The organism is Proteiniphilum sp. (genome assembly GCF_034927365.1).
In the GTDB taxonomy this organism is placed as follows: domain Bacteria; phylum Bacteroidota; class Bacteroidia; order Bacteroidales; family Dysgonomonadaceae; genus Proteiniphilum.
Genome location: NZ_JAYFQD010000007.1, coordinates 12,968 through 39,658, shown reverse-complemented (window position 1 = coordinate 39,658; position 26,691 = coordinate 12,968). Strand labels below are relative to the sequence as shown.

Below are 26,691 nucleotides of genomic sequence, written 5' to 3'. Positions count from 1 at the left end.
AAATTCTTTAGCGGTGAATTATATACAGGAGTTTTGTCTTGTTTTACTTTTTGTCAATAAATAGTCGGAATTGTAGCTGAGTATTGCCGGATTTTTTGTTTATTTGCAAGTAAAACAGCGCAAAATAATAATTCTTATGATTCGCGATTTGGATGAATTGCTGCGTAAAGCGAAAGAACGATCTATACGGAAAATGGTTGTCGCCGCTGCCGAAGACAAACATGTTTTGAAAGCTTTGCAGGATACCATGAGAGAGGGGATTATCATTCCTCTGCTGATAGGAGATAAGGAGAAGATTGAGCAGATAGCGCAATCGATCGGTTTTGTGCTGGATGGCATCGAATTGGTCGATAACCGGGAAGGAGGTGCTGTTTCCGCCCGTATCGCTGTGGCAAAAGTAAAAAGCGGGGATGCGGATTTTATCATGAAGGGTTTCGTGAGTACTGCCGATCTTCTGAAAGCAGTGCTGGACAAAGAGATCGGTCTGCGTACCGATCAGCTCTTGAGTCATGTGGCTTTCTTCGAATCGCCCTATTACCATAAGATATTTTGTGTGACGGACGTGGCAATGAATATTGCTCCCGATCTGGATGCAAAGGTGCAGATCATCCATAACGCAGTGAGAGCCTGTCAGGGGATTGGTCTTGAAAATCCCAAAGTTGCTGTCGCTGCTGCGGTGGAGATAGTGAATCCTAAAATGGAGGCGACGGTGCACGCTGATCAGTTGAAAGAAATGAACGCAAAAGGTCTCCTGAAAGGATGTATAGTCGACGGCCCCTTTGCGATTGATATAGCGGTGAATGCCACAGCAGCCCGAAATAAAGGTATCGGAGGCGAGGTGGCCGGTGATTGTGATGTGATTCTTGCTCCTGATATTGAAGCTGGAAATATGTTTTACAAGGCACTCAATTTTTTGGGAGGAGCTACGTCGGCCGCGGTGGTGATGGGTGCTTCCGTACCGGTAGTGCTGACATCGCGATCGGACGATGAGCGGAGCAAACTGCTCTCCATCGCTTTGGCCACACTGATAGATTAACAACTTATAAATAAGACATTCAAATGGGAATAAATACACGTATTTTAGTGATTAACCCCGGCTCTACGTCCACAAAGATTGCCATCTTTCAACAGGAAAAAGTGATTTTTTTGAAGACGATAAAGTATTCTCTCGATATGTTGAATAAATACAACCGTATCACAGATCAGGTGGAATACCGCAAAGGAGTCATTTACGAAGAGTTGAAGAATGCCGATATACCTTTGGAGACAATTGATGCGGTGATCGGCCGGGGAGGATTGGTGAAACCGATAGGTTCAGGTGTTTACCGGATAAACGAAGAGATGAAGAAAGATCTCCTGGAGTGTAAACGGGGGGAGCACGCCAGTAATCTGGGGGGATTGATTGCTGCCGATATTGCCAGTATGCTCCCGTCAGCCGTGGCTTTTATCGCCGATCCGGTGGTAGTGGATGAACTTGATCCTCTGGCAAGGTACTCGGGACATCCTGCCTTTGAGAGGAGCTCTGTCTTTCATGCATTGAATCAGAAAGCAATTGCCCGTTCTCACGCCAATTCCATCATGAAAAAATATGAGGATCTGAATCTTATCGTCGTCCATTTGGGAGGTGGTATTACGGTAGGTGCACATCGTAGGGGGAGAGTGGTGGATGTGAACCAGGGATTGGATGGCGACGGCCCCTTTTCTCCGGAACGTTCGGGAACACTACCCATGGGAGCGTTCCTGAAAGCTGCTTTCAGCGGGAAGTACACCTATGAAGAGATGTACTCGATGATCATCGGTAAAGGGGGTATGATGGCATACCTTGGAACAAATGATGCCTATCTGGCTGAACGGGAAGCAAAAGATGGCGATGAGAAAAGCAAAGAAGTCCTGGAAGCGATGGCCTATCAGGTAGCAAAAGAAATAGGAGCGATGTCCACCGTACTGAAAGGTGAAGTCGATGGAATCCTGATTACCGGTGGAATTGCCAACAGTAAATGGTTTTGCAACCTTATTATCGAAAGGGTCTACCGGATTGCACCTGTCCATGTTTATCCCGGACAGGATGAGATGGGGGCTTTGGCGGCCAATGCGTTGCTTGCGCTTAACGGCGATATCGAGATAAAGGAATACAAATGAGTTTCCTGTAACTGCAGAAAACAACCGGCACGAAACGAATCAGAAGAGTATAAAATCAGAAGTATAGGACGAGCCAGAACCATATAGTCGATGTATCTTTTTAATCCCGAGAATGACCTCGCATTGGCCAATTTTACTCCTAATTACACACCCCCGGCATCCGCAATCCGAATGGCGGAAGAGTTGGCAGTCTTGCCTATCTGGTACGCCGGGAAGGATACGAAAGTGATTGCCAGTGGAGAATTGAACCAGTCATATCTGGAGATAGTGAGAAAGGTTTTACCGGTGGAAGCGTCACTTATCTCGTTCTCCGATATCGCATTATACCCCAGTCGGAAGATTGTTCCCTGGGGATGGAATCCCACGTTAAGACGCAAACTCATATCGTACGGAGTAGATGAACGGGCATTGGTCTCACCGGAAGATTTAATGCGGCTAAGGAATTATTCTAGCCGTCGACATGCTGTGGAAATATTGCAAGAGCTGCAAACCGAAGAGACCGGATGCTGCGGAGAGTCTCGTTTTTTTACTGATACGGACGAATTATATGTATGGTTACAATCTGTTCCCGGAAATAAAGTATTAAAAATGCCTCTTTCCGGTAGCGGCAAAGGGTTAATATGGATATTGGGAGAGATCACCGATAAACAATGCGACTGGTGCCGGCGGGTCGTCAGGGAACAGGGTGGTGTGGTGGCAGAGCCGATGCTGGCCAAAATGCAGGATTTCGCGATGGAATTTTACCTGCACGAAGGAGAGGCCCGTTTTACCGGTTATTCCATGTTTAACACAGCCGCTTCGGGCGCTTATATAGGGAATGAATTGCTTAGCGATGCCCGGATTGAGGAAAAACTTTGTAAATATATGCCGATAGAATTATTGCACCGACTCAGAAAATCACTGGCGGAAAAACTATCCCGCCGTTTTCTGCTTTATACCGGTTATGCGGGAGTGGATATGATGGCCTGTGAGACATCAGGAGGATATTGTATCCAACCCTGTGTGGAAACCAATATGCGGATGAATATGGGGATGGCAGCCCGTATCTTTTATGATCGCTACGTCCATCCCGGTGCAGAAGGCCGGTTCGTAGTGGATTATTTTAAAAAACTGGAAAGCGCTTTATCGTTTCATGAAAAAATGCAACGGGAGTCCCCATTGATGGTAGAGAACGAAAAAATCCTTTCCGGCTACCTCTCGTTGACTCCCGTTACTAGGACTACGAATTATATTGCTTACGTAAATGTCTTTTAAATTACCAATTACTAATTACCAATTCAATCTTTCTCAATCTCAAATTCCAAGTCTTGGCTCTTGATTCTCTTAAGAAACAAAATGTTTCAACGCAATTTTTGAACGGATAAAAACGTTCTGGAATGCTTGGTTCTTCTTCACTTTTTTAGTTCACAAAAATATTGATAAAATAACGGCAGGGTCCTGATACCGTTATAGAACTGCTCCAGCGGGAAATTTTCGTTGGGAGAGTGAATGGCATCCGATCCCAGACCGAATCCCATCAGTACCGACTTCACGCCCAGTATTTCTTCAAATGTGGCGATAATGGGGATACTTCCTCCGGAACGTACTGGTACGGGATCTTTCCCATACACCTCCTTTAATGCTTTCTCTGCGGCTTTGTAGGCAGGAAGATCGATCGGGCAGACGTAGGAAGGACCGCCATGCAGGTATTCCACCTTCACACTGACCGATTTCGGGGCGATGGACTCGAAGTATTTGACAAACAGCTTCTCAATTTTTTTGTGGTCCTGGTTGGGTACCAGACGGGTGCTGATCTTGGCATACGCCTTGGAGGGCAGTACGGTTTTAGCTCCTTCACCGGTGTAACCGCCCCAGATACCGCATACGTCGAAGGTAGGACGGATACCGGTCCGTTCGTTGGTGGTATATCCTTTTTCACCGGACAGTTCCTTCACGCCGACAGATTGTTTGTACTCCTGGAGGGAGAAAGGGGCTTTGCCCATCATCGCACGTTCTTTTTTGGAGACTTCCGCTACGTCATTATAAAAACCGGGGATGAGGATTCTCCCTTCATCATCCATGGTCTGGGCGATCATCTTCGAGAGCACGTTGATCGGATTGGCTACTGCTCCACCGAACAATCCCGAATGGAGATCGGCCGCAGGTCCCGTCACTTCCACCTGCCAGTAGGCAAGACCACGCAACCCGGTAGTGATGGAGGGTACATCACGGGCGATCATCGAAGTGTCCGAAACTACGATTACATCGGCTTGCAGCATCTTCTTGTATTTTTTGCAGAACTTCGGAAGATTGGGCGATCCCACTTCTTCTTCCCCTTCTATCAGGAATTTCACGTTGCAACCCAGTTTGCCCGATTGTACCAGGTACTCGAATGCTTTGGCGTGCATGAACGACTGACCCTTGTCGTCGTCAGCACCACGTGCCCATATCTTGCCATCTTTTATGACCGGTTCGAAAGGTTCTGTCTTCCATTGGTCGAGCGGATCGACCGGCATCACATCCATATGGCCGTAGACCAATACGGTCGGCGCTTTCTTGTCGATAATCTTTTCTCCATAGGTCACCGGATTCCCGTTGGTCTCCATCACTTCTGCCTTGTCGGCACCGGCCGCCAGCAATATTTCTTTCCATTTTTCCGCCGCACGGTACATATCGGGTTTGTGCGCAGGGATGGATGAGATGGACGGGATGCGGATCAGTTCGAATAACTCATCCAAAAACCGTTGCTTGTGTGCTTCTACATACTTGCTGATTTCGTTCATGTTCTTTTATTTTTATAGTTGGATAATAATAATCTTGTTGATTGTCTGAAAAAATGAAGCCGTTACTTTACAGCCGTTAATTCTTTGTACCTTTTACGCCCTTCGCACTCTTTACACTCTTTACACCTTTTGCACCCTTCGTACTCTTCGCATTCATTACACCCCTTACATTCATTTTTAGGGTGTAGACCGAAGTGCGGGCTGTGATGAACAGTATATCCCGGTCTTTCCCGCCGAAGCAGACATTGGACGGGCTTTCGGGCACTTCTATCTCTTCTATCAGGCTCCCGTCCGGGGAATAGACCCACACCTTGCCCATGGTGAGGTAGACGTTTCCACGGTTATCAATGGTCATACCGTCGGATCCTTTGGGAGCAAAAAATATTTTTCCGGTAAGAGTTCCGTCTGACTGGATCTCATATTTCCATATTTTCTGATCGTTTATGTCGGCTACATACAGTGTTTTGCCGTCTTCTGTCCCAATAATCCCGTTGGGTTGCTTGTAATCATCGATCACACGTGTTACAACTCCTTCGCGGGAAAGATGATATACACCACGTACATCCTGTTGTTCGGAGTGACCCTCTTTCCAGTAATCCCGGTGATAATAGGGATCGGTAAAGTAGATATCACCATTGGGAGCGATCCACAGGTCGTTGGGGCCATTCAGGTGCTTATCCCCAAAATTCTCAAAGAGAACCTGCCTCTTCTTATTCTTATCGAAATATACCAGTTGATTTTGTAGATCGGCACAGGCGACTAACTGGCCGGCAGCATTGAAGTACATCCCGTTGGATCTTCCGGTATCGTCCGACCACAACTCAATTCCTTTGGTTTCATCCCAGACATAAATCCGGTCGTTGGGCTGGTCGGTAAAGAAAATCTTGCCGTCAGGATAAACAGCCGGACCTTCGGTGAATGCATATCCCGTTCCGACCTGTTGAATCTTTGCATTCCCGGTAATAATACCGGACTTTTGCCCGAAGAGGGAGACAGTTGCCATAAATAAAAGCAGGGTACTCGTTAATCTCATTTGAATTATTGTATAATGATTTCTTCCGATTTATGTTATGGCGTAAAACTATAAAAAAAATCCGTAACATCGGGTATCCCGAACATGATTTTTAATTGATTTTTATATCTTTGTGAATTATGCGCAATGTGAAGAATCTTTATGTATTTAAACTGATAACAGCGTCATGAAGAAGTTTCTGTTCTTTACCCTTTCTGCCTTTTTTATCGGACTATCAGCATGTAACAGTTCCGGTCAAAACAATACAAACGAGATGGAGACAATAGATTTTATCCCCAGTGCACGGGTTGATGAGGTAATCAAGCAATTGAAGGATTCTCTTGGAGAGTCTCACGCATTCCGTATCGAGCGGGGCGTACAACAGGTGGCCGGTTTGTGGCGGGATACGGATGGCTCTGTGGATGATTTCGCTACCTTCTGCAAATATTCGTTTATGGGTGATACGGCGGAATTTTCCCGACTTTTCAATACCCTGGAACGAAATTTCGAGGTGATCCAGGGGTATAACCATAAGATAGACGTGATGCTGAAAGCTCCCCTGCAATTGGAAGGTCCCGAGATCACGCCTGTAGACATGATGTTTGGCGGGTATGATGTTTTCGCCCATCTGACGGATGACATGTATGCCAACAAGATCGCTTTTCTTGCCGCCTTGAACTTTCCCTATTTTTCTCTGGAAGAAAAGACGGAATTGGGAGCAGGATGGTCCCGCAAGGAATGGGCTTATGCGCGTATGGGAGATAAATTTATTTCTCGGGTCCCTGCGGCCATTCAGCAGGATATCTCCAGAACGGTGACCGAAGCCGATGCCTATATTTCGGACTACAACATCTATATGGGAAAACTGCGGAATGACAACGGAGAGCAGTTATTCCCCGCTGCTATGAAGCTGATCTCTCACTGGGGGTTGCGCGACGAACTGAAATCGAACTATGCCGATCGTGATAGAGGGCTGGAGAAACAACGGATGATTTATCAAGTGATGCAGCGAATTATCGACCAGTCGATCCCTCTTCAAGTGATCAATAACGATAGCTATTCCTGGAATCCAGTCACAAATGTAGTGTTGGACGAAACCGGGGGAACAGTGAATGCTAAACCCGAAGATACCCGCAGGTACGAGGTGTTCCTGAAGAATTTCCGGGCGATGCGACAACTGGATGCCTACTCTCCCCATTATCCCACCCAGCTTGTACGTGCATTCGACGCTACGATGGAGATCCCTCAGAAGGATGTGGAGGAATTATTCAAAGGATTGCTCTCCTCGCCGCAGGTGAAAGAAGTGGCTGCATTTATCGAATCGCGCCTAGGGCGGAAACTCGAACCGTTCGATATCTGGTACAACGGTTTCAAGTCGGGTGGAGGCATCCCAGAAAATGAACTGACAGCCATCACTTCCCGCAAATATCCCGATGCGAAGGCGCTTGAGGAAGATCTTCCCAATATCCTCATAAAGTTGGGATGGAAGTCCGCCAAAGCAAGGGAAATCACTGCCCTGGTTACCGTGGACCCTTCCCGTGGTGCCGGACATGCCTGGGGAGCTGAAATGCGGAATGACGTGGCACGTCTGCGTACCCGTATTGGTGCCGACGGGATGGATTACAAAGGTTATAATATCGCCGTCCATGAGTTCGGGCACAATGTGGAGCAGACCATCACCATGAACGATATGGATTATTATATGCTGAACGGCGTTCCCAATACCTCTTTTACGGAAGCGGTGGCATTCCTCTTCCAGAAGAGGGATCTGGAGTTACTGGGACTGAAAAAGAGTAATCATGAAGATGAGTATTGGCTGGCATTGGATAACTTCTGGTCCTGTTACGAAATCATGGGTGTGTCGCTGGTCGATATACAGGTGTGGGAATGGCTGTATGCTAACCCCGATGCTACGCCGGAGCAGTTGAAGCAGGCGGTGATCAGTGCCGCCAAAGAAGTGTGGAATAGTTATTACGCTGGAATATTGGGCGGAAATGACGAGACCTTGTTGGGTATCTACTCGCATATGATCGACTATCCACTTTATCTCCCCAACTATCCGATGGGACATCTGATCGATTTCCAGATAGAGCAGCAGGTGCGGGGTAAGAACCTGGCCGACGAGATGGATCGGATGTACACGCAGGGAAGGATTATCCCCCAGCAATGGATGAAGAATGCTGTCGGTTCACCGATTTCCATTGAGCCGTTGCTCACCGCAACCAGTGAAGCATTGAAGGCGTTAAAGAAATAACCGGAGTGCAAATGTGGATGGGAAAATCCTCCCAGAGGTCATGTTGCAGTGAGTGATATTCTGATTTTATTTTGCGATTAACACTGTTTTACCGGAAAATAGCGTACTTTTGCACCTGATCAGGAAAGATGCCGGAGTGGTCGATCGGGGCGGTCTCGAAAACCGTTGTACTCTCACGGGTACCAAGGGTTCGAATCCCTTTCTTTCCGCTGAAAATATATAAGAGGGTGGGATCATAATTTTTGTGACTCCACCCTCTTTCTGTTCGTACTCCCCCTATCGGAGAATAATTTCAAATATTCAATTCTCAAAGGCTTATTTTTTATTTTGAACCTCTTTTTTCTGGAGATTGTATCCTTTCAAGCATAGAAAAGAGGGGATGTCACGCCTTGGCTCAAAGCTTGATCTTAGGCTTGTACATATCTGTCTGGGTTAATCCACATTCCTTCATCATCCGAATGCTGTAACTCAGATCACTTACTTCGGGTGTGATATTGTTGGATCCGAAAGTGAACTTGACACCTTCTTTTTTCGCCATCAATATCATGGTCTTGTTCGGAATCTGATACAGTTCGTTTACCTCTAACGCCTTGCCACTTTTCGACAGGGCATCTATCACCTTGTGCATTCGTGCTTCTGTCCAGAATTGGTCGTAGCGGTCGGACAAGGCTTCCGGCAGAAAGAACGGATTGACGAAAACATCGAACGGCTCCTGTAACACATCGCATGTCCTGTCGACAATCATGTCCATATATTGCTGCTCGTCGTCGATGATGACCTCTTCATTCACCCATAAGTGCACACGGCGCCCCTTATGGTCGTCGAACGTAAGCGCATCCGAAAAGACAAAATCAAATTCATCACGTGCCTTTTGGGAGAATGTGGTCACCCATTCCCGTCCCTCTGCCTGCATGGCCAATATGTAGGGCTGGCTTCTCATCGAATCGAGATAGGCGAAAATCTCTTCATCGTTGGTGATCGGAAATCCGATTCCACAGTTGGGTGCTACCGCATAATTTATACCGGTTCTGCGGGATTGTTCCGCAGCTGCTTCTTTCGTCAGGCCGCCCTTGAGGTGTACATGATAATCCAGCACGGGGAAGTCCTCCTGGTGCAACCGGATGATATTGTCTTCCTGCTCATTTTCGGTAGTCCTCAATTGATCTGCCATATTGATATCCCTGGAATTGATGGGTGCAATGGACATCCGACTGATTTCAATCGATCCGTTCCCCGTGGATACCAGCGACAAAGTGCCTTCGGATATCAAAGTATGATGATTGATTTCACTCCTGTAGGGATTGGCCGGCTCGATATAGTCGACGACAAGCTCATCATTTATTTTCACGGTGATGCGCTGCCCTTCCACCCGGATACGCATCTTGAACCACTCATCATCCTTCACAAAACTCTTCGTGAGGTTACGGACGGAAGCCAGACTACCGGTCATCCTCCACCAGACCATGTCATCCCTGTCGTTATTGATAAGGATACGATGACCTTTTCCGGTGTTGTCGGTGTGAATCCCCACAAAACCTTTTCCTCCCGAGAGGGTCCGCAGTTCCATGTCCAACTCAAAATTCTTGTAGCTGGTATCTTTCATAATGGATCGCGTAATGCCATCCAACACAAGGATTTCATCCTTCACATCGATGTTTCCGACGATAAGCCACTCATCATTGTCGATACTTTTAATAAGATCCTTACTCTTTGGACTATTACATGATGTAGTCAACAACCCGATAATAAGTACAATCAGAACAATATTCTTCATACAATTAAAACTATTTATTTTTTTATCATTCTCTATCCCGAAGTTTTTCTTGAAGAGAATCAATACAAAAGTAGGTCCAATTCCATGGTTTCGATTGTTCGATATTGTAATTTGATTGTTGTATATTTGTATTTTATACTTCGATATGGAAAATGATAGTAAAAATATCAAATATTGTCATATGCCGGATGAAGCGGAGACATCATTCACATTTGACTATGTACGTATAGTCTGGAATGAACATCTGTCCCTTCATCAACAAAAGACATGGGAGTTGGCGCATGTGATGATCGGGAAAGGTACAAGGATTATTGGCGATACGATAGAACCGTTTGCGCAAGGGGAAGTGATTCTGATTCCGCCTGACATACCTCATTCCTGGTCGTATAGTAAATCCCTGTCCAATGGTCAGGGTGAAATAGAGAATATTACCATCGTCTTTTCCGATTTGCTCCTTGATAATTTGGTGATAACCTTTCCTGAATTGTCGACGGTTATTTCAGCCATCCAGAAAAAAAAGGATGCCGTATCGTTTAGTGGAGACGCATTGAAACAGTTGCAGACACTCATGATTTCAATGATCAGGGAGACGAAAATTGAACAGATAGCTTCATTGATCAGACTGCTTGTATTGATCGCCTCCGCTGAAGATACCGATATTGTTGGGCATCCGGTGGTGGAGGACAAACACAATAAAAGGCTACAACAGGTGTATTGGTATGTGATGAATCATTTTCAGCAGGATGTCATACTCGACGAGGTTTCGAGATTTGTGAATATGGAGAAATCATCGTTCTGTGCATTCTTTAAAAAAATGACCGGCAAGACATTCTTTGGTTATCTCACTGAATACCGGATAGATTCATCCTGCCAGATGCTGCTGAAGACGGAAAAGTCAATCTCCGAAATTTGTTTTGCTTCCGGCTTCAGGGATGTGCCCTATTACAACCGGGTTTTTAAAAAATTAAAAAAAATTACGCCGACGGACTATAGAGCGCAATTCAGTTGATTGTCATGATTTCTTTGGTTTCTGCTCGGTTCTAGTTATTATACCATCTTCCATGAAGTTCAGAGGGATGCCTGTCTGTTCCTGCTTTACAATAAGAAGAGAGATTCTTGAAATCTATGTAGAAAGGGAAGAAACTGTTTTAATGAACTGTACAGAAAAGTCGAATGAGCCTGAGAACAAAATAAATCAGGAGTTAAATTTTTACCTTTGTCCGGTAATAACGCAACATTAGAAATTATGGTAGAGCAACAGGATGATTCATTACAAACCATCAGTTATTCGGGGATTTTCCTCTCATGTGCTTCCGAAACCGGAACACATTGCGTCCACTCCAAACCCGAACATGTTTTGGTGTACCTGTACTCTGGCGAGCAGGTCATCACCGACAGGAATAAAAAGATAACCATAAAAGCCGGAGAGTGTGCGTTTGTCAGGCGTGACCATCGGTTAACTATGTATAAGAACGGCAAAGGAAAAGAGGTATACAAAGGTATCTCGCTTGTATTTCAACGTAATGTGTTGCGTGATTTTTATAGTAAGATGGATAAATCCGAAATTCCGAAGGATCTGAAAATCTCCGATAAAAGCGTCTTCAAATTAAAGCCAACCCCTGCGATAGAAAGCCTGTTCCAGTCGCTTACTCCTTATTTCGATAGTAATGTAAAGCCCTCTGAAGCCGTTGTCCATTTAAAATTATTGGAGGGAATCCATGCCTTGTTGAGTAACAATGAATCACTCTACCCGATACTCTTTGATTTTGCCGAACCATGGAAGATCGACCTTCTGGAATTTCTGAACGAGAACTACCACGAGGATTTCTCCATGGAGCAAATTGCGTCATTGACCGGACGTAGTCTGGCGACTTTCAAGAGAGATTTCAAGAAGATCAGCAACCTTACTCCGCAGAAATGGCTGATCAAAAAACGGCTGGAGATGGCTTATGTAAAGCTGAAAGAAGAGAAGAAAAAAGTACAGGAAGTCTGTACTAAAGTGGGATTCAAGAATCTTTCCCATTTCTCTACGGCGTTTAAAAGGCAATATGGAGTGCCTCCGACAGAAGTGTGATTATGAAATATTGACGAAAGGAATCCGGTACAATGTAACAGTTTATGATCAGTCACATAAATTAGTAAAAGAGTAAAAAATATTACAGTTATTGAGCCTTATAGCAAAATAAATTGAGCCTCACAGCAAAGTTGTTGTGGGGCTTTGTTTTTAATTTTGCATTGTGAATAATAGAACAATGCAGATAACAGATATTTTTAAACGGTTACGAAACGGAGAAACCATTTCTCCCGACGACCCGCAAGCATACAGAATGCATGAGGCATCGTATAACGGTGGTAGGAGGAATTCCGGCGAAAATTATCAAACGCCTTGTGTAAGGGAGGCACAAATTGACTGTTTTACCGAATCCGGAATTAAAAACTGAGGAGCGAAAGCGACTTAAACAACCGGCTTTAGCAAACTAATTAAAAAATAACAGTAAAATGAAAAGATTATCACTTCTTGCAGTAGCAACCCTGATGTTCATAGGGCAATCCTGCAACCAGCCATCAAATAAGAACAACGAAAATTCAGAGAATATGAACGATACAGCAAAAACGGAATACTATACTTTTGAGTTAAGCGATAAGGTGACACGTCAGAAAGTGACTTTTATAAACCGTTATGGCATTATACTCACAGGCGATCTGTACAAGCCAAAGAATCACGACAACAGGCCTTTGCCCGCATTGACCATCAGTGGTCCGTTTGGAGCAGTGAAGGAACAATCGTCGGGATTGTACGCCAACCAAATGGCAGAACGTGGATTTGCTACATTGGCTTTTGATCCGTCCTACACCGGTGAAAGTGGAGGTGAGCCTCGTGGCGTTGCATCGCCGGATATTAATACCGAAGACTTCAGTGCAGCGGTTGATTTTCTGGGTATCCAGAAGAACATCGACCGAAACAAAATAGGTATCATCGGTATTTGCGGTTTCGGAGGTTTTGCACTGAATGCTACCGCTGTCGACAAACGGGTAAAAGCGGTGGCCACCACAAGTATGTATGATATGACGAGGGTCATGTCGAAAGGCTATAATGATACTATAACATCGGAACAGCGCACACATACGTTGGAGCAATTGGGAGAACAGCGGTGGAAAGATGCAGAAACAGGTACATTCGCATTGGGATCAAGGTTGAATGTCGAGAAACTGGAGGGTAACGAGCCACAATTTGTAAAGGATTACTTCGATTATTACCGTACTCCGAGAGGATTCCATGAACGTTCCCTGAATTCTGTCGGTGCATGGACTGCTACCAATGCCCTATCATTTATGAATATGCCAATCTTGGCTTACCTCAAGGAGATTTCGCCGAGACCGATGCTTTTAATTGCGGGTGAGAATGCGCATTCCCGTTATTTCAGTGAGGATATCTACAAAGACGCTGCCGAACCCAAAGAATTGATGATTATCCCTAGCGGTGTTCACGTCGATTTGTATGATAAGGTCGATATGATTCCGTTCGACAAGCTTGAAACGTTCTTTAATGAAAATCTACAATAACAGTATGAAACGACCATTTTTCATTATTCTGGCGCTTATGGCTATTTTTATCAGTAGCGCATTCTCCTGTAATAGGGAAGAGGATAAAGTCGACACGGAGAATAATATCCCAGGAACGCCTGGTAATCCTGGCACCCCGGGTAATCCCGGTAGCTCCGGCAATCCTGATAACCCAGGTACGCCCGGCAACCCCGATACCCCCAACACCCATGCAAAAATCAAGATAACGGTCAATTCCAAAACCTTTACGGCCACTCTTTTGGACAATAATTCCGCAAAAACATTCAAGGAGATGTTGCCCCTAACCATCAATATGATTGAGTTGAATGGAAACGAGAAGTACTTCGACCTGCCGAAAAGCCTCCCCACAAACTCCTCCAATCCGGGCACAATAAAAAATGGCGACTTGATGTTGTACGGCTCAAAAACATTGGTGCTGTTCTATAAAACCTTCTCAACACCGTACAACTACACCCGATTGGGCTCCGTGAATGATACAACCAGTCTGGCTTCCGCATTGGGAGGGGGAAACGTGACCGTCACTTTCGCACTTGAGTAGGAATTCTATTTGACAGATGAGCTAAAAATATCGGAGGAAGTGTCTTTACGTAAGGGCCGATGCATGAGAGAATTTGTCCGTTCCTTACACGTTCGAGCAGATTACCCTCTTTGCCGTTTTAAGAAATGGTGAATATTGGATTATCTTCTCTTCATTACAATGCTTTCTCTAACTTGGAAACTTCTCCTTTTAGTTCCATTAGTTTCTCTTTCCCTCTTTTTTGCAAGTTAATCGGGTATCCGGTTGCAAGAAAATCATACATTGCAGGGGAGATATCTTTTTTGCCTTGTTTCGATAGCACTTCTTGACTAATCATATCATTTTTACTCTGATAATATGCTCGGAACTCATCCTGAAATCCCTCTATTTGGTCATATACGTCCCAGATGGAGAGCTGTAAATCCTTGTCACTTATCAAACGCATGCTCCCCGAAGATTTAAACATCTCAAAAGCATTGTATTTTAATTTAGTATCTCTGATTTGAGTAATTGCGTATTGATATTCTTGTATAGTATAGCTGTTCAAGGTCTCTCTGTTATGGGATAAAACGTACCGTGAATAACTTGCGGATTTGTCTAATAGGTTGATTTCACTTTCAATTATCTCTACATTTTTCCTCAACTCCAACTTTAGCGTATTTAGATACTGCAGGTACTCCTTCTTGATGTCCCTATTGTTAATCCAACTGTTTATACCAAAGGTAATGGCAATACCTATTACTACAATGGAGAGACTTCACGCAGATACTCTCTAATGAACTTTATTGAATTCTTTTTCTTCATATTTTGTGCGTTTATAGATTTACACATTTTATCGGAAATCCGATTCGGGCAAATTCTTTTTTTATAATATCAAATCCTTTGCCCTCATTTAGTTCCTTATCCTTTTGGATTAGCCCATAATATAGGTCGTACCATTCAATTTTATCATGAAGTTTCTCGTCCTTGTTAGTTGTATAAAATTCACTGCGCATATCCATGAATTTATTCAAATCTAAAATAGTTTCGGCAACCAATCTATCTGTTTTTTCTTGGTTCAATTGCTCACGGATACGCCATAGGGTAGAAGTAATTATCATTCCCCCTCGGTGATTGTCAAGTATGTCGAGATAATCTCTATAAGTAGTCATATACGCATGACAGAACTTGGAAACATTGCTTTGAGGGTCTTGTGTTTTTTGAGGATAAGATGCAGCTATTCCCTCCAATAGACCTTTTAGTGACAATGAATCATGTGGTGGATAGCCATATATCCAAGCTGCATTTCTAAGTATTTTCACAGGCAGAAAATCTTCTCCGACCAAAGCAGAGTTGTTCAATGATACCGTAAAATATTCGAGTAATCCAGCATGTATATAGCTCTGCCCCTTAAATTTTATGCCTAATTCTCCTTCAATATACCAAAATGCCCGATGCCCAATCTCGTGGAAAAATAAAGAGGGAGACGGATTAGAATTTTCCTCAAAAATGAAATTATTGGGACTTGTTAAATATGGAACATCACCTATTGTCACTTCGATCTTTTTATACTCTTCCTGTGAGTTAAAATCAATCTTATTATCAAATAACTGATTATAATATTCGATTACCTTTGCGACATTGAAAGCTGTGTATGCCATATAATATTCTGGAGAATAGGGCTTAATCTTTTTCGTGAAATCAAGTGCAATGGGAGTAGAATAAATCTTTTGTTCGTCAGGATTATTCTCGATATATGCAAGAGAGTCCAAATAAGAGAACTTAACAGAATCAATATATTCCGACACTATTTCTCCGTTTTCATCTATAAAATCAAGAGGGATGGTTTCCGTACACAGCAATCCTTCTTTCAGATAATTCACATCGATTGTATTATTGTTGTTGCAACTGGTAAGAAATAAACCGAACAAGATTAGTGTAAGATTAAAGTTTGTACTCATTGTTGTATTCTTTAATTTCTCGAAAAAGTCTACTATTTGAGACCCATTCGATTACAGCCATAAAGGTACAATATTATTCGTAACGGCTGTCTCAAAATGGCGGCAGATTGCTGCAAAATATAAAGCGTCGAATGTCGAAATTGAACACAAATCGCCCGCATTTTTAGAACGGTAGGTCGTCAATATCCTCATTGGTTCCACTGAAAGGGTTTTCAGGTGGTGGTACCTCATCATAGTCGTTACTTGGGACGGGAGCGGGACCAGTTTTTTGTGCACTTTGTATTTCCATCTTCCAGGCTTTCACGTCGGTATACCATCTTCCGTTGAACTCCCTGCTTTCCACATCGAAATCAATAGTGTACATTTCACCTGCGTTGAGGGGCACATTTTGAAATTTCGTTCCCCATAACGATACACATACCTTCTTGGGATATTGGTCTTGTGTCTCTACGATAATATCCTGTTTTCTCCACTCCCCGTTTCGTCCGGTACCGGATTGAAGTGGCTGAACTTGAATTAGTTTTGCTGTCAGTTGCATTATTTTATCTTTGATTATGAATTACGGTCGTTGTCCGACGGAACCGTTTTGGCTTGCGAAATTAGCATGAAAAAGGGGAATTGCCAAATTATTCCAAAATCCCTTCCGGTATCCTCTCATTCCAAAAATAGGTATAGATTTCTTTTTCAGTCTCTACTTCTTTCATATTGAGTATTCTTGAACCAGTCTCCCGTAATGCTTTTTCTGACGGCTTTTGAATAAGTTTTTCCCAATCGATATCAAATAAGAAGGCTAGGTACTCATAAGCGTATGACGGATTTCCCGAAATATCTAATTTGTGAGAAGTAGGAGCGATAGATACGTCTGTTTTAGCAGCATCGGTGAAATGTCCTTTTTCGTCCGATGCATAAGTCAATGTCAGATAAGGTGTAGCTCCATTCTCTTTTGGTTCTGCCGTGAATTCATATTTCCCTTTAGTTATGATATTGCGTGGGTTATTTTCACCACCCGATATAAAATAACAGCTACGCTCTTCATCGTTTATCAGGAAGATTAAAATATCTTTTACCAAAGCCGGATGATTACCCCCTACTACTTTGAGGTTTAAATACTTTTCAATGACTTTTATTTTTAATTTTACGGTTTCGTGGGAGAGATTATCCGTTACCGATAAGATAGTTTCGCCTTTCTTTTTTCCTGTTACAAGGATGTCGCCCATACCGATAAGACTGCTCAGGTCCACATCTGCATCCAAGATTTCGGGGTCTTGGACTGATAAGGAATAATCTCGGTTGCCACCTCTGATCATGATAGGAGTTTTCCTTTTCAGTTGCACTTCATAAGATCCTTTCTCGAATGTTAGCTCATAGAGTTCTTTGCCGTCATTTTTATCATCGCAGGAAATTAGAACAACTGTCAAAACCAGCATTGATAAAATCTTTGTTATGATTGTTGGTTTCATTACAATAGGTTTTTAAGGGTTTTAAAGTGTAATCCCATAGTGCTATCGCTTCATACAATATGACTTGTACAAAACTGCATTGGCAAAGTTACTCCTATTTTCATAATTAGGGGTAGAGTTGCACAAATATTTCCAGATCATTTTTCAATATCGATGTCGTATTTATCCAGAAGACCTAAAACACTAGGAATGGAGAACTTTGCCTTTTTGATCCGATTGATTTCAGGGTCGATGGAATAATTGAAAGATGTCCTGAAGTCCACCTTTTCGAGTATGGTATGATCAAAAATGGCTTGAGCAAAGTTGCAGTTCTCGAACAGTGCATTTGTCAGATCGGTTTCTGTAAAGTCGGCCTCTTGCAATTGCGAGTTTTTGAAGATGGTCTTTTTGATTTTCAATTTGTAGAATGAAGATAGGTTCAGTTGACAACCGTCGAACGAAAAGGAAAGACCGAATTCGTTACAAGCGTCGAAATGAAGCCCTATCATTTTGCACTCTTTGAAATTCACGTCTCTGAATACTGTCTTGTCAAGCTTTGCCAGACTCAAATTGCAACCATTGAACGTGCAGTCTATAAACTTGAATTCAGAAAGGTCACTATCGGCAAGATTGCAATTATTGAAAATGCAGTTCTCATATTCCCCTTTTGTGAGTAAGTCATTTTTGTCAATGGTCTTATCGTATGTAAAAGTTTCCTGCATTCGATTGTTTTGTATTTGGAGTGGTTGTTGTTATGTAGTAAGTTGCAAAACTGTATGTTCCAAAATATTAGCTGTTCGGTTTTTATTTAGTCTTAAAGTTGACCTCATACGTTTTTAATGGGATACCTTGTTCTGTTTTGAAGTTTGTACCAGTTAATACAAATTGATATTCTGTATCCGCTGTCAACTGAACTTCCATTATAACTGATTTATTATCATTTGTGTAATAAATGTTGTCAAGTTTTGGAAAGGCAGATTGTCCTTTACTGCCATAATTTACTGAATAGCCTTTACCCGCTAATGGTCTGTCAAAATTTATCGTTATAGTTTTTATTTGAGGACTTACACTTTTATCGTTGTTTATAAACTCTGCTATTGATTTGACTTTAGGTCTTAGAACATCAAATTGACTTATTTTTTCAGCAAATATTTTATAGGCATTTGAAAGGACAGGCATATAGCTTTCAAGTGTCGGGTATATATCTCTTTGATTATCGTATTTCGTCAGTTCATCGACAAGTCCTTTAATCCAAATAAAGCCATTATTTATCTCTTTGTTTAGCATCATTTGAATTTCCGTTTCGTTAACACCATGGTCAATAAAATATTTTATTACCGATGCCCTTACCAGCGCTTCATTAAGCATTGTTTGCCAATTTCCGTAGGCTTGCTGGCTCATCTCGTATTCTACAGCTTTGTATATTTCTTTCCCATTTTCCTCAAATGCTTCCTCGTTTTCTGCTAAAAGTGGATTTATAAATGAATGATTAAATTCGTGTATAATGGTTGGTAAATATGCATCCTTTTCATAAATGGGCATTCCGGATTTATCTACTTTCCATATTCCCATAATGGCAAACATTTCTTTTTTTGCATTCGGAAGTGTGTAAGATGATCCATAATTCTGCCTGCCACAACCTGGACCTATTATAATATTGAAGTTTTCTTCTACCTTTTTATTATAAAACGATTGAAACCAATTCAAGTCTATGGTTTTATAAATCGGACTAAATCGATTAGAAACCTCCAGAAAAAATGCCTCATTTTCTCTGAAGAACCTTTCACACTCAGCGTCCTTATAAAATTCCTTTAGCAATTGGATGAATTTATTTGCATCATCTCTATTCCATCTTTTTTCAGGGAGAGTAGTTGAAAAATCAATCATAGAATTCAGATTGTCATCAAGCACAACTGCCATACTTACCACAGCATCATACGAGATCCCTTTATTTTCTTTTAATGTCTTTGCGAACTTTATTAATTCATGATTTTTATATGCATTAAAATGTTTTTCTACCCTATCGGTGTATTTTTTAAAGATAGTTGCATTGTATTCTTTATTCTCCGCTAATCGAAAAACAATGCTTAGCAACTCCACTCTTTTATCGACTTTTGGAGATTCAATAAATAGTTTTTCACCGGCATAGCTTTGCAAGCTTAAAATAATACATGTAAATAATATTATTGTCCTCATATTCATCGATTTATGTCTTTTTAAGCTGACTGCGAACAAAGGTCTTATCGTATATCAAAGTATCCTGCATTCGATTGGTTTGTATTCCCTTGTATATTTTAAGCCGATATTGGATTTATCCTGATTTGACCGCCAATCGCCTTCAAAACTTTCATAATGGTTTCAAATTGGGGTTTTGACCCTTCAGACAATGCTTTATACAGACTGGGTCTGCTCAATCCTGTTTCTTCTGCTATTTTGGTCATACCGATTGCTTTTGCTATATGACCGATTGCGTTAATCATATCAGCATTATTGCCTTTTTCTAAAACAGTATTAAGATATTCGGCAATCATCTCATTGCTGTCCAGATAGTCTGCTATTTCGAATTTTGAAGTTTTCATAACAAAGTACATTTTTTTCTGAATTGTATCCATTCGGATACAAAAATAAGAAAACAATTTTAATTCAGATGCATTTTTTCGACTGTTTTTGTTTCTAAGTCTTCAACTACTGCAAACAGAATATATGTGTGTATCCAAAGTGATATCTTCGTCGAAAATCAAAGTTCCACTGCAGATAATTCCGCAAAAGCTTTCTGAAAATCCCTTTCGGTTCCTAATACCTGATTGATGATGTCGTAGTACAACCCCATCTCGACCATATATTCCAATAGCGATATCTCTCCGGCATCGAGGGCTTTCTTCAACAGTTCGGTGTTATTGGCCATTTCCAACGATTGCTGGTATTTTTCGGTCGCTACTTTCAGACCGGCAGTGCGGTTGTAGAGCAGTTGCAGTTGGTTGTAGAACTGCAAGCGACTGTCCACTGCCCGTGATTCGGCGGCTCTGACCGATGCTTTGGCCTGCTTTACACGGTTCTTGTTTTCCCATAATGGGATGGAGATACCGACTGAAACGCCCTGAAATTGCTCTCCCACCACCTTCTCGCTCATATATCCGGCAGAGAGGGAGGGTAATGACTTCATCCTGCTGAGGGTGACTTGCTGTTTGCTTACCTCTATCTCCTGCCTGGCATAAGCCAAGACAGGGTTCTTCTGTGATGCCTGTTCGAACCAAGCATCGAAATGGGGTGGAAGCAACACTTCATCGTACCGGTTATCTTCGAACAGAATATCTTTTCCTCCGTTCAGCCGTTTGAGTTGTTCCAGCAACGCATTACGTTCCACATCAACACGGGATATCTCCCCTTGAACCGTAGAAAGGTTGAGTTGCACCTTGTTGTATTCCAGCCGACTTACATCGCCTGAATTGAGACGGCCTTCGTAACCGGCGGCAATCGTTCTGGCGTGCTGTAGGCGCAGGTCGAGTTCCTTTCTCAGTGCATTGTAGTAAATCAGGTCGATGCAGTACTGTTTCGCTTCCAGCAGGATATTCATCCGGTCGGCTTTGTATTGCCAGTCGACCAGCACATTCTGTTTGTCGGCTGCCTTGCTTTTCGTGCCGGTGATGGTCGCCATATCGAATGATTGCATCACGCTGAAATCGGTACGGTTGCCAATTGCCGTGGGACTCCCCCATAGGTAGTTGAACCCGACTTCAGGATTTTCGAGATAGATATCCGTTTTGTTCTCCAATTTCTGCGCTTCGGCACCTTCCCGAAGCGATTTTAATGTGGTATTGTGCTCCTCAATAGAAGCCAATACGGAATTGATACTTGTCTGCGCATTCAAGCCAATGCTCACAAAAAATATCAATAGGGTTATTATGTTTGCTTTCATCTGAATTTTATTTGTTGCCTATCTTATTTAATTTTCGTCAGGTGTTCCGTTGCTACTGAAGCTTCTTTGGCATACACCTCCCAATCATTTAAATCTCTTCATCTTTCACTGTCTCTGTCTTAGTTACCTTCCTTTCAGTAATCAGATACATGATCGGAATAATAAAACCGTTCAGAAAGGTAGAGGTGAGCAATCCGCCCAGGATAACTTTCGCCATCGGACTTTGTATCTCGTTACCCGGCAGGTCTCCCCCTAAGGCAAGAGGAATCAATGCCAGTGCGGAACAGAGCGCCGTCATCAATATCGGGTTCAGACGGTCCAATGAACCGTGCATCACACATTCCAACTTCGAATAGCCTTCACGCTCCAGATCATTGTAACGTGATATCAGTAACATCCCGTTTCGGGTGGCAATACCGAACAGCGAAATAAAGCCGATAATGGCAGGAATACTTAATGTGCCGCTGGTGAAGAATATGGCGAAGACACCGCCAATCAGCGCTAACGGAAGATTCAACAGCACGACGGTAGCCTGGTTGATGCTTTTGAACTGGGCAAACAGAAGCATGAAGATGATCATAATGGCGAACAGGGAAGTGACCAGCAGGGTGCGTGATGCAGCCTGTTCGCTTTCAAACTGGCCGCCATACTCGATATGATAGCCTTCGGGTAGTTTGATTTCATCACCGACTTTTTTCTGGATATCGTTGACAACGCCCCGTAGATCACGTCCTGCCACGTTGGCTGAGACAACCAGCTTTCGGGAGACATTTTCGCGGTTAATGGTGTTCGGCCCTGTGGATGAAGTGACTTCGGCAATGTTTTCCAGTGGGACTTTCCGGCCGTTGGCATCCACGATCAGGTTCCTGATCCTGTCGGCTGTCGAACGACTTTCATCATTCACCTTCAATGTCAGGTCAAATGAGTTATTCCCTTCGTAAACCTGTGAAACTACTTCGCCCGAGAGCATCACGTTGACGATCTCCGCAAATTCGGGCAACGATATCCCGTACTTGGCCAACAGCTCCCGTTTGGGTTCTATCTTCAGCTGCGGACGCTCGATCTGCTGCTCCACGTTGAGGTCGGCAATCCCTTCGACATCCTCGATGGATGCTTTGATTTGGTTCCCGAGGCTGTACAGCTTGTTCAGGTCGTGACCGAATATCTTGATGGCGATATTGGCCCTCGTCCCCGAAAGCATATGGTCGATACGGTGCGAGATTGGTTGTCCGATTTCGATATTGACTCCCGGAAGGATTTTCAGTTTCTCCCTCACCTCTTCCAATACCTCGTCTTTGGAACGCTTGTCGAGTATGAACGGTGCTTCTATCTCCGACAGGTTTACGCCCAAAGCGTGTTCATCCAGTTCGGCACGGCCGGTCTTGCGCCCTGTCGTTTGTATCTCCGGTATCGAGAGCAACAACTCTTCGGCTATCCGGCCCATTTTATCCGATTCTTCCAGTGATATACCGGGCATGGTGCTGACACTGATGGTGAATGATCCTTCGTTGAATGGCGGAAGGAAATCACGGCCGAACGAGAAGAACAGAAGCAGCGAGGCGATCAGCACGACGCCGGTTCCTCCAAGAACCCACTTCCGATGGTTCAGCGTCCATCTGAGTGCTTTTTCATAGATATATTTCAGTTTCAGGGCGACGAAAGACTCTTTTTCTATCGGGGGATTATTTTCTTCAGACTCATCATTATTCCCTCCCAGCTCTAAATTGTCCTCTTCTGATTTATCGTTACTTTCCACTGATACATCACTCTTCAACTTTGATTTGGCACTTCTTTTCCCGGGTCTCCCTAATAAGTAACTACACAATACCGGCGTCAAGGTAAGGGCGACCGCTGTGGAGACGATCATCGCCACGATAAAGGCGATACCGAGGGGGACGAGCATACGGCCTTCCATCCCTGAGAGAAAAAAGAGCGGCACAAAACTGGCAATCATAATCAGCGTGGAGTTGAAAATCGGCATACGCACCTCTTTCGATGCGTCATACACGACCGCTATCACGCTTTTCCGCTCGTCTTTTGGTTTTAGTCGATTCTCTCTTAATCGTTTGAATACGTTCTCCACATCCACGATGGCATCATCCACCAGCGAACCGATGGAAATAGCCAGACCTCCTAGTGACATGGTGTTGATGGTCAATCCCATATATTTGAGTACCAGGATAGAGACCACTAATGAAAGAGGAATGGTGACGACAGAGATAACGGTCGTCCGCACATTCATCAGGAAGATGATCAGGATAATCACCACGAAAATTCCCCCTTCGTACAGCACTTTCTGGATATTGCTGATCGAACTCTCTATAAAGCGAGCCTGACGGTAAATATCGGTGGAGACCTTCACGTCGGCAGGAAGCGACTGCTGAAGATCAGCCAGCGCATGATCTATCTTGTGGGTCAGCTCTACCGTGTTGGTGTTAGGCTGTTTAGTGACCGTTACCAGTACGGCCGGCTTTGCCTTCTCAGAGGCCACACCCAGTTTGGGGGCCTTGTCGCCAATTTTCACATCGGCGATATTTTCAATCAATATGGGTATATCGTTCACACTTTTTACCACCGATTTCCCTAATGCATCCACCTGGTTCGTGAAAAGCACGCCACGGATGATATACTCGTTCCCGTATTCGTACAATACGCCTCCCGAAGCATTCTGGTTCATACCTTGTACCACGTTGATCACCTCATCCAGACTGATGCCGTAATGCTTCATCTTTTCGGGATTCAACAATATCTGGTACTCCTTGATCTCGCCGCCGATGACGGTCACCTGTGCCACACCTCCTGTCGATAGCAGGCGTGTACGTATCGTCCAGTCGGCCAACGTGCGCAGATCCCGTAGCGAAGTCGAGTCGGAGGTCAATCCTATGGTGATCAGCTCACCCAGGATGGAGGATTGTGGTCCTAATGTGGGATTCCCGACATAAGAAGGGAGTGCGTCCCTCACTTCTGACAGCTTTTCGGATACGATCTGTCGTGCGAGGTAAATATCGGTTCCCCAATCGAATTCTATCCATACAATCGAAAATCCCGTGGTGGAAGAAGAACGGACACGGCGTACGTCGGTCGCACCATTCAGGGCAGTCTCGATGGGGAAAGTAACCAGCCGTTCCACCTCTTCGGGTGCCATTCCCTGCGCTTCGGTCATCACCACGACGGTCGGTGCGTTCAAATCGGGAAACACATCCACTTCCATATTGCTGGTCGTGTACAATCCTGCTACCATCAGCAAAACCGCGGCGACCAGTACAACCATACGGTTGTTCAACGAAAATTTGATAATCTTATTCAGCATAGCGTTTCGTCTTTGCGGTTAGTGATTATGGGTATGACCCTCCGGCATCACCGACGAAATCGCCGCCAGTTTCACCTGGTAAACACCTTTGGTAACCACCTTGTCGCCCGGTTTCAGCCCCGAAACGATTTGCACCCTCGTGCCGTCGCTTTGGCCGGGGGTGACTTCCTGTTTCTTATAGTGCTCCTCTTCGAGTTGCAGGTAAACGAAATAAAGCCCCTGCTCTTCGGTGAGGGATGAGGCAGGTACCGAAATCACATCGTTTTGCGGATTGGCCAGTAAGTAGACTTCGGTGAAAGCACCCGGAAGGAAGTCGCCCACGTTATCGAATTCAAAGGTGACGGGAATAAAGAATGACTGTCCGTCCGCCGATCTTCCGAACGACAACAGCCGCCCGTTCAAATCGGACAGTCGATAGACCTGGTCGTCATAAGCCGGCTTGAAATGGGCCGAGATGATGTTCCTGACCGTCTTGTAGTCTTTTTCCGATACCTCCGCACGCAGTTGCAGCCGCCTGTTTTGGGAGACCGTCGCGATGGGTTGCCCCACCGACACATATTCGCCCTGCGCCACCATCCTGTTCTTGATAAATCCGTGGATGGGGGAGGTCACCCTCACGCCGTTGGCGGTCATATTCGACGCCTGCGCATGGTAGGCAGTCTTCGCCGTTTCGTAGCGGAGACGGGCCTGTTCAAACTCTTTGGTCGAGATAATCTGATCCTTGACCAGCAGTTCCGCCCGTTGAAATTCCTTTTCGGCCGTCTCGAACTCTATTTTGGCTCTGGTCGATGGATCCCCTTCCAGAAGATTTCTGGCCGATATCGTCACGATGGACTGGCCGGCCTTGACAGTGCTCCCGTCGGTAAGGGAAGGACTGGAAAACGATACGATCCCGTTAGACGTCGCAGCGATAATTACCTCGTCGCCCTGCGCCACTTGGATATGTCCGCTGGTCTTGATCACATAGCTGAAAGGGGCAGGAGCGACCTGCTCCACTTCGAGACCGACCACTTCGGCCTGTTGACGGGAGAAATGGATTTCATCCGTATCGCCGGATGAATGATCGTGGTCATGTCCGTCATCTGTCGAATGGACGTGGGCGTCATTTGCCGAATGGCTGTGCTCCCCATCGGACGAGTGATCGTGATCATGCCCGTGTTGATGGTCGTGATTATGATCGTCGTCGTGACTGTGCCCGTCTCCATGATCGTGGTCATGGTCATGGTCGTGCAGATGTTCGTGCGCATCTTTTACGTCCGCAGGTGATGCGTTTTTATTTCCGGAATGGCAACCCGAAATAAGCAAGGCCATTGCGATCAATGAGCCTACAATATAAGTCTTCATTTTTGATAAATTTATTGCTCCGTGATGATAAATAAAAGAATGATGCATCGACAGCTATTGCGAGAATAGCCATCAACCCTGAAAGCTGGAATGCAGCCGGTCAGTTCAGGAAAGGATAAAAGGCGGAGCGCGCAAGCCATGGAAACGGCTTACTTCGGCAGAGGTGTAAAATTGCAGGTATTCCCCCTGCTTCGGTTTCGTGTAGGTATTATAAGCAGGGTTTATCAGGAAGTCCGGGACAAGATAAAGCAACGGGAAAAACTGGATATGAGCCGGGTTATCGCCATTATCGAAAGAAGGCGTCTTGATTTTTATCTTGCCCTCCGGATTGGTATAATAGGTCGTTTCAGCGATGCAGGTCGGATCGTCGTGGCAGCCATGGCCGTTTTGTGCCGTGTGGTCATCCCCGTCCGAAGCATTATGATCGTCGTGATTGTTATGATGATCCTGATCGTGATTCTGATGATGCGTCACATGAAAACAGATTGCCCCGTTATCGTGATGATGATGCGGTATCGCTCCCGCCACCAGCACGACAAGTATCGCTACTACAATGGATGATATGGCAATCTTCTTCTTCAATCCAGTCTGATTTTCAGCAAAAGTACACGTTTATTTTCTTTTCTCCAAGCAACCCGTTAGATTTTCAATGGGTTGGGGGAGTAGAACTAATGGAATTAAGATGTAATCATGGCTGTA

Annotated in this window: 23 protein-coding genes and 1 tRNA gene; 10 read left to right on the top strand and 14 right to left on the bottom strand. The window is 44.2% G+C overall.

Features of this window, described 5'->3' with window-relative positions:
- Positions 1 to 136 precede the first annotated feature (136 nt).
- From VB073_RS03765 to VB073_RS03755, 3 genes are all read left to right on the top strand, one after another.
- Positions 137 to 1,036: a bifunctional enoyl-CoA hydratase/phosphate acetyltransferase gene (locus tag VB073_RS03765; RefSeq protein ID WP_323402814.1), complete on the top strand. Its 900-nt coding sequence runs from the start codon at positions 137 to 139 to the stop codon at positions 1,034 to 1,036.
- Between the two features lie 23 nt (positions 1,037 to 1,059).
- A complete protein-coding gene (gene buk, locus VB073_RS03760) occupies positions 1,060 to 2,139 on the top strand; it encodes a butyrate kinase (protein WP_323402813.1) in 1,080 nt (359 codons plus the stop codon).
- 90 nt (positions 2,140 to 2,229) lie between these two features.
- Positions 2,230 to 3,393 carry a hypothetical protein gene (locus tag VB073_RS03755; RefSeq protein WP_323402812.1) on the top strand — a complete coding sequence of 388 codons (1,164 nt, stop codon included), beginning with the start codon at positions 2,230 to 2,232 and terminating at the stop codon, positions 3,391 to 3,393.
- Positions 3,394 to 3,530: 137 nt separating this feature from the next.
- Here VB073_RS03755 and VB073_RS03750 read toward each other — a convergent pair whose 3' ends face one another.
- Positions 3,531 to 4,901: a dipeptidase gene (locus tag VB073_RS03750; RefSeq protein ID WP_323402811.1), complete on the bottom strand. Its 1,371-nt coding sequence runs from the start codon at positions 4,899 to 4,901 to the stop codon at positions 3,531 to 3,533.
- Positions 4,902 to 4,977: 76 nt separating this feature from the next.
- Entirely contained in the window at positions 4,978 to 5,934 is a 957-nt protein-coding gene (locus tag VB073_RS03745; protein ID WP_323402810.1) for an SMP-30/gluconolactonase/LRE family protein, read from the bottom strand.
- Positions 5,935 to 6,100: 166 nt separating this feature from the next.
- Here VB073_RS03745 and VB073_RS03740 point away from each other — a divergent pair, with 166 nt between their 5' ends.
- Positions 6,101 to 8,167: a hypothetical protein gene (locus VB073_RS03740; RefSeq protein ID WP_323402809.1), complete on the top strand. Its 2,067-nt coding sequence runs from the start codon at positions 6,101 to 6,103 to the stop codon at positions 8,165 to 8,167.
- Between the two features lie 122 nt (positions 8,168 to 8,289).
- Positions 8,290 to 8,376: transfer RNA gene (locus VB073_RS03735), tRNA-Ser, on the top strand.
- 185 nt (positions 8,377 to 8,561) lie between these two features.
- Here VB073_RS03735 and VB073_RS03730 read toward each other — a convergent pair.
- On the bottom strand, positions 8,562 to 9,941 hold the full coding sequence (locus VB073_RS03730) for a DUF1080 domain-containing protein (RefSeq protein WP_323402808.1): 1,380 nt from the start codon (positions 9,939 to 9,941) through the stop codon (positions 8,562 to 8,564).
- A 145-nt stretch (positions 9,942 to 10,086) separates the two neighbouring features.
- Between VB073_RS03730 and VB073_RS03725 the strand changes: the two genes are divergently transcribed.
- From VB073_RS03725 to VB073_RS03705, 5 genes are all read left to right on the top strand, one after another.
- Positions 10,087 to 10,950, top strand: a complete 864-nt coding sequence (locus VB073_RS03725) for an AraC family transcriptional regulator (RefSeq protein WP_323402807.1) — start codon at positions 10,087 to 10,089, stop codon at positions 10,948 to 10,950.
- A gap of 237 nt (positions 10,951 to 11,187) precedes the next feature.
- Entirely contained in the window at positions 11,188 to 12,015 is an 828-nt protein-coding gene (locus VB073_RS03720; RefSeq protein ID WP_323402806.1) for an AraC family transcriptional regulator, read from the top strand.
- Between the two features lie 178 nt (positions 12,016 to 12,193).
- Complete coding sequence (locus VB073_RS03715) at positions 12,194 to 12,382, top strand: hypothetical protein (RefSeq protein ID WP_323402805.1); 189 nt, start codon at positions 12,194 to 12,196, stop codon at positions 12,380 to 12,382.
- A gap of 58 nt (positions 12,383 to 12,440) precedes the next feature.
- Positions 12,441 to 13,505 carry an alpha/beta hydrolase gene (locus VB073_RS03710; protein ID WP_323402804.1) on the top strand — a complete coding sequence of 355 codons (1,065 nt, stop codon included), beginning with the start codon at positions 12,441 to 12,443 and terminating at the stop codon, positions 13,503 to 13,505.
- 4 nt (positions 13,506 to 13,509) lie between these two features.
- Positions 13,510 to 14,064: a cyclophilin-like fold protein gene (locus VB073_RS03705; protein ID WP_323402803.1), complete on the top strand. Its 555-nt coding sequence runs from the start codon at positions 13,510 to 13,512 to the stop codon at positions 14,062 to 14,064.
- A 154-nt stretch (positions 14,065 to 14,218) separates the two neighbouring features.
- Here VB073_RS03705 and VB073_RS03700 read toward each other — a convergent pair whose 3' ends face one another.
- From VB073_RS03700 to VB073_RS03650, 11 genes are all read right to left on the bottom strand, one after another.
- The gene (locus tag VB073_RS03700) at positions 14,219 to 14,488 is read right to left on the bottom strand and encodes a hypothetical protein (RefSeq protein ID WP_323402802.1); all 270 of its coding nucleotides are present in this window, start codon (positions 14,486 to 14,488) and stop codon (positions 14,219 to 14,221) included.
- A 370-nt stretch (positions 14,489 to 14,858) separates the two neighbouring features.
- Positions 14,859 to 15,983 (bottom strand): hypothetical protein, encoded by a 1,125-nt coding sequence (locus VB073_RS03695; RefSeq protein ID WP_323402801.1) that lies wholly within the window; start codon positions 15,981 to 15,983, stop codon positions 14,859 to 14,861.
- A 163-nt stretch (positions 15,984 to 16,146) separates the two neighbouring features.
- Positions 16,147 to 16,521 (bottom strand): DUF3127 domain-containing protein, encoded by a 375-nt coding sequence (locus VB073_RS03690; protein ID WP_323402800.1) that lies wholly within the window; start codon positions 16,519 to 16,521, stop codon positions 16,147 to 16,149.
- An 88-nt stretch (positions 16,522 to 16,609) separates the two neighbouring features.
- Positions 16,610 to 17,443 (bottom strand): hypothetical protein, encoded by an 834-nt coding sequence (locus VB073_RS03685; RefSeq protein ID WP_323402799.1) that lies wholly within the window; start codon positions 17,441 to 17,443, stop codon positions 16,610 to 16,612.
- 137 nt (positions 17,444 to 17,580) lie between these two features.
- Entirely contained in the window at positions 17,581 to 18,144 is a 564-nt protein-coding gene (locus tag VB073_RS03680; protein ID WP_323402798.1) for a pentapeptide repeat-containing protein, read from the bottom strand.
- An 82-nt stretch (positions 18,145 to 18,226) separates the two neighbouring features.
- Entirely contained in the window at positions 18,227 to 19,618 is a 1,392-nt protein-coding gene (locus VB073_RS03675; RefSeq protein WP_323402797.1) for a DUF4932 domain-containing protein, read from the bottom strand.
- Between the two features lie 98 nt (positions 19,619 to 19,716).
- Positions 19,717 to 20,001, bottom strand: a complete 285-nt coding sequence (locus VB073_RS03670; protein ID WP_323402796.1) for an addiction module antidote protein — start codon at positions 19,999 to 20,001, stop codon at positions 19,717 to 19,719.
- A gap of 158 nt (positions 20,002 to 20,159) precedes the next feature.
- Positions 20,160 to 21,338: a TolC family protein gene (locus VB073_RS03665; protein WP_323402795.1), complete on the bottom strand. Its 1,179-nt coding sequence runs from the start codon at positions 21,336 to 21,338 to the stop codon at positions 20,160 to 20,162.
- An 88-nt stretch (positions 21,339 to 21,426) separates the two neighbouring features.
- Entirely contained in the window at positions 21,427 to 24,648 is a 3,222-nt protein-coding gene (locus VB073_RS03660; RefSeq protein WP_323402794.1) for an efflux RND transporter permease subunit, read from the bottom strand.
- 18 nt (positions 24,649 to 24,666) lie between these two features.
- Positions 24,667 to 25,992, bottom strand: a complete 1,326-nt coding sequence (locus VB073_RS03655; protein WP_323402793.1) for an efflux RND transporter periplasmic adaptor subunit — start codon at positions 25,990 to 25,992, stop codon at positions 24,667 to 24,669.
- Positions 25,993 to 26,097: 105 nt separating this feature from the next.
- On the bottom strand, positions 26,098 to 26,574 hold the full coding sequence (locus VB073_RS03650) for a hypothetical protein (protein WP_323402792.1): 477 nt from the start codon (positions 26,572 to 26,574) through the stop codon (positions 26,098 to 26,100).
- Positions 26,575 to 26,691: the final 117 nt, after the last annotated feature.

What these genes read in the sequence shown, in the direction of transcription:
- VB073_RS03740 (WP_323402809.1), top strand. Translation starts at nt 6,101, where the DNA reads ATGAAGAAGTTTCTGTTCTTTACCCTTTCTGCCTTTTTTATCGGACTA.
- VB073_RS03755 (WP_323402812.1), top strand. Translation starts at nt 2,230, where the DNA reads ATGTATCTTTTTAATCCCGAGAATGACCTCGCATTGGCCAATTTTACT.
- VB073_RS03730 (WP_323402808.1), bottom strand. Translation starts at nt 9,941, where the DNA reads ATGAAGAATATTGTTCTGATTGTACTTATTATCGGGTTGTTGACTACA.
- VB073_RS03700 (WP_323402802.1), bottom strand. Translation starts at nt 14,488, where the DNA reads ATGCGTTTGATAAGTGACAAGGATTTACAGCTCTCCATCTGGGACGTA.
- VB073_RS03695 (WP_323402801.1), bottom strand. Translation starts at nt 15,983, where the DNA reads ATGAGTACAAACTTTAATCTTACACTAATCTTGTTCGGTTTATTTCTT.
- VB073_RS03720 (WP_323402806.1), top strand. Translation starts at nt 11,188, where the DNA reads ATGGTAGAGCAACAGGATGATTCATTACAAACCATCAGTTATTCGGGG.
- VB073_RS03745 (WP_323402810.1), bottom strand. Translation starts at nt 5,934, where the DNA reads ATGAGATTAACGAGTACCCTGCTTTTATTTATGGCAACTGTCTCCCTC.
- VB073_RS03750 (WP_323402811.1), bottom strand. Translation starts at nt 4,901, where the DNA reads ATGAACGAAATCAGCAAGTATGTAGAAGCACACAAGCAACGGTTTTTG.
- VB073_RS03685 (WP_323402799.1), bottom strand. Translation starts at nt 17,443, where the DNA reads ATGAAACCAACAATCATAACAAAGATTTTATCAATGCTGGTTTTGACA.
- VB073_RS03710 (WP_323402804.1), top strand. Translation starts at nt 12,441, where the DNA reads ATGAAAAGATTATCACTTCTTGCAGTAGCAACCCTGATGTTCATAGGG.
- VB073_RS03660 (WP_323402794.1), bottom strand. Translation starts at nt 24,648, where the DNA reads ATGCTGAATAAGATTATCAAATTTTCGTTGAACAACCGTATGGTTGTA.
- VB073_RS03705 (WP_323402803.1), top strand. Translation starts at nt 13,510, where the DNA reads ATGAAACGACCATTTTTCATTATTCTGGCGCTTATGGCTATTTTTATC.
- VB073_RS03725 (WP_323402807.1), top strand. Translation starts at nt 10,087, where the DNA reads ATGGAAAATGATAGTAAAAATATCAAATATTGTCATATGCCGGATGAA.
- VB073_RS03690 (WP_323402800.1), bottom strand. Translation starts at nt 16,521, where the DNA reads ATGCAACTGACAGCAAAACTAATTCAAGTTCAGCCACTTCAATCCGGT.
- VB073_RS03655 (WP_323402793.1), bottom strand. Translation starts at nt 25,992, where the DNA reads ATGAAGACTTATATTGTAGGCTCATTGATCGCAATGGCCTTGCTTATT.
- VB073_RS03670 (WP_323402796.1), bottom strand. Translation starts at nt 20,001, where the DNA reads ATGAAAACTTCAAAATTCGAAATAGCAGACTATCTGGACAGCAATGAG.
- buk (WP_323402813.1), top strand. Translation starts at nt 1,060, where the DNA reads ATGGGAATAAATACACGTATTTTAGTGATTAACCCCGGCTCTACGTCC.
- VB073_RS03665 (WP_323402795.1), bottom strand. Translation starts at nt 21,338, where the DNA reads ATGAAAGCAAACATAATAACCCTATTGATATTTTTTGTGAGCATTGGC.
- VB073_RS03680 (WP_323402798.1), bottom strand. Translation starts at nt 18,144, where the DNA reads ATGCAGGAAACTTTTACATACGATAAGACCATTGACAAAAATGACTTA.
- VB073_RS03765 (WP_323402814.1), top strand. Translation starts at nt 137, where the DNA reads ATGATTCGCGATTTGGATGAATTGCTGCGTAAAGCGAAAGAACGATCT.
- VB073_RS03675 (WP_323402797.1), bottom strand. Translation starts at nt 19,618, where the DNA reads ATGAGGACAATAATATTATTTACATGTATTATTTTAAGCTTGCAAAGC.
- VB073_RS03715 (WP_323402805.1), top strand. Translation starts at nt 12,194, where the DNA reads ATGCAGATAACAGATATTTTTAAACGGTTACGAAACGGAGAAACCATT.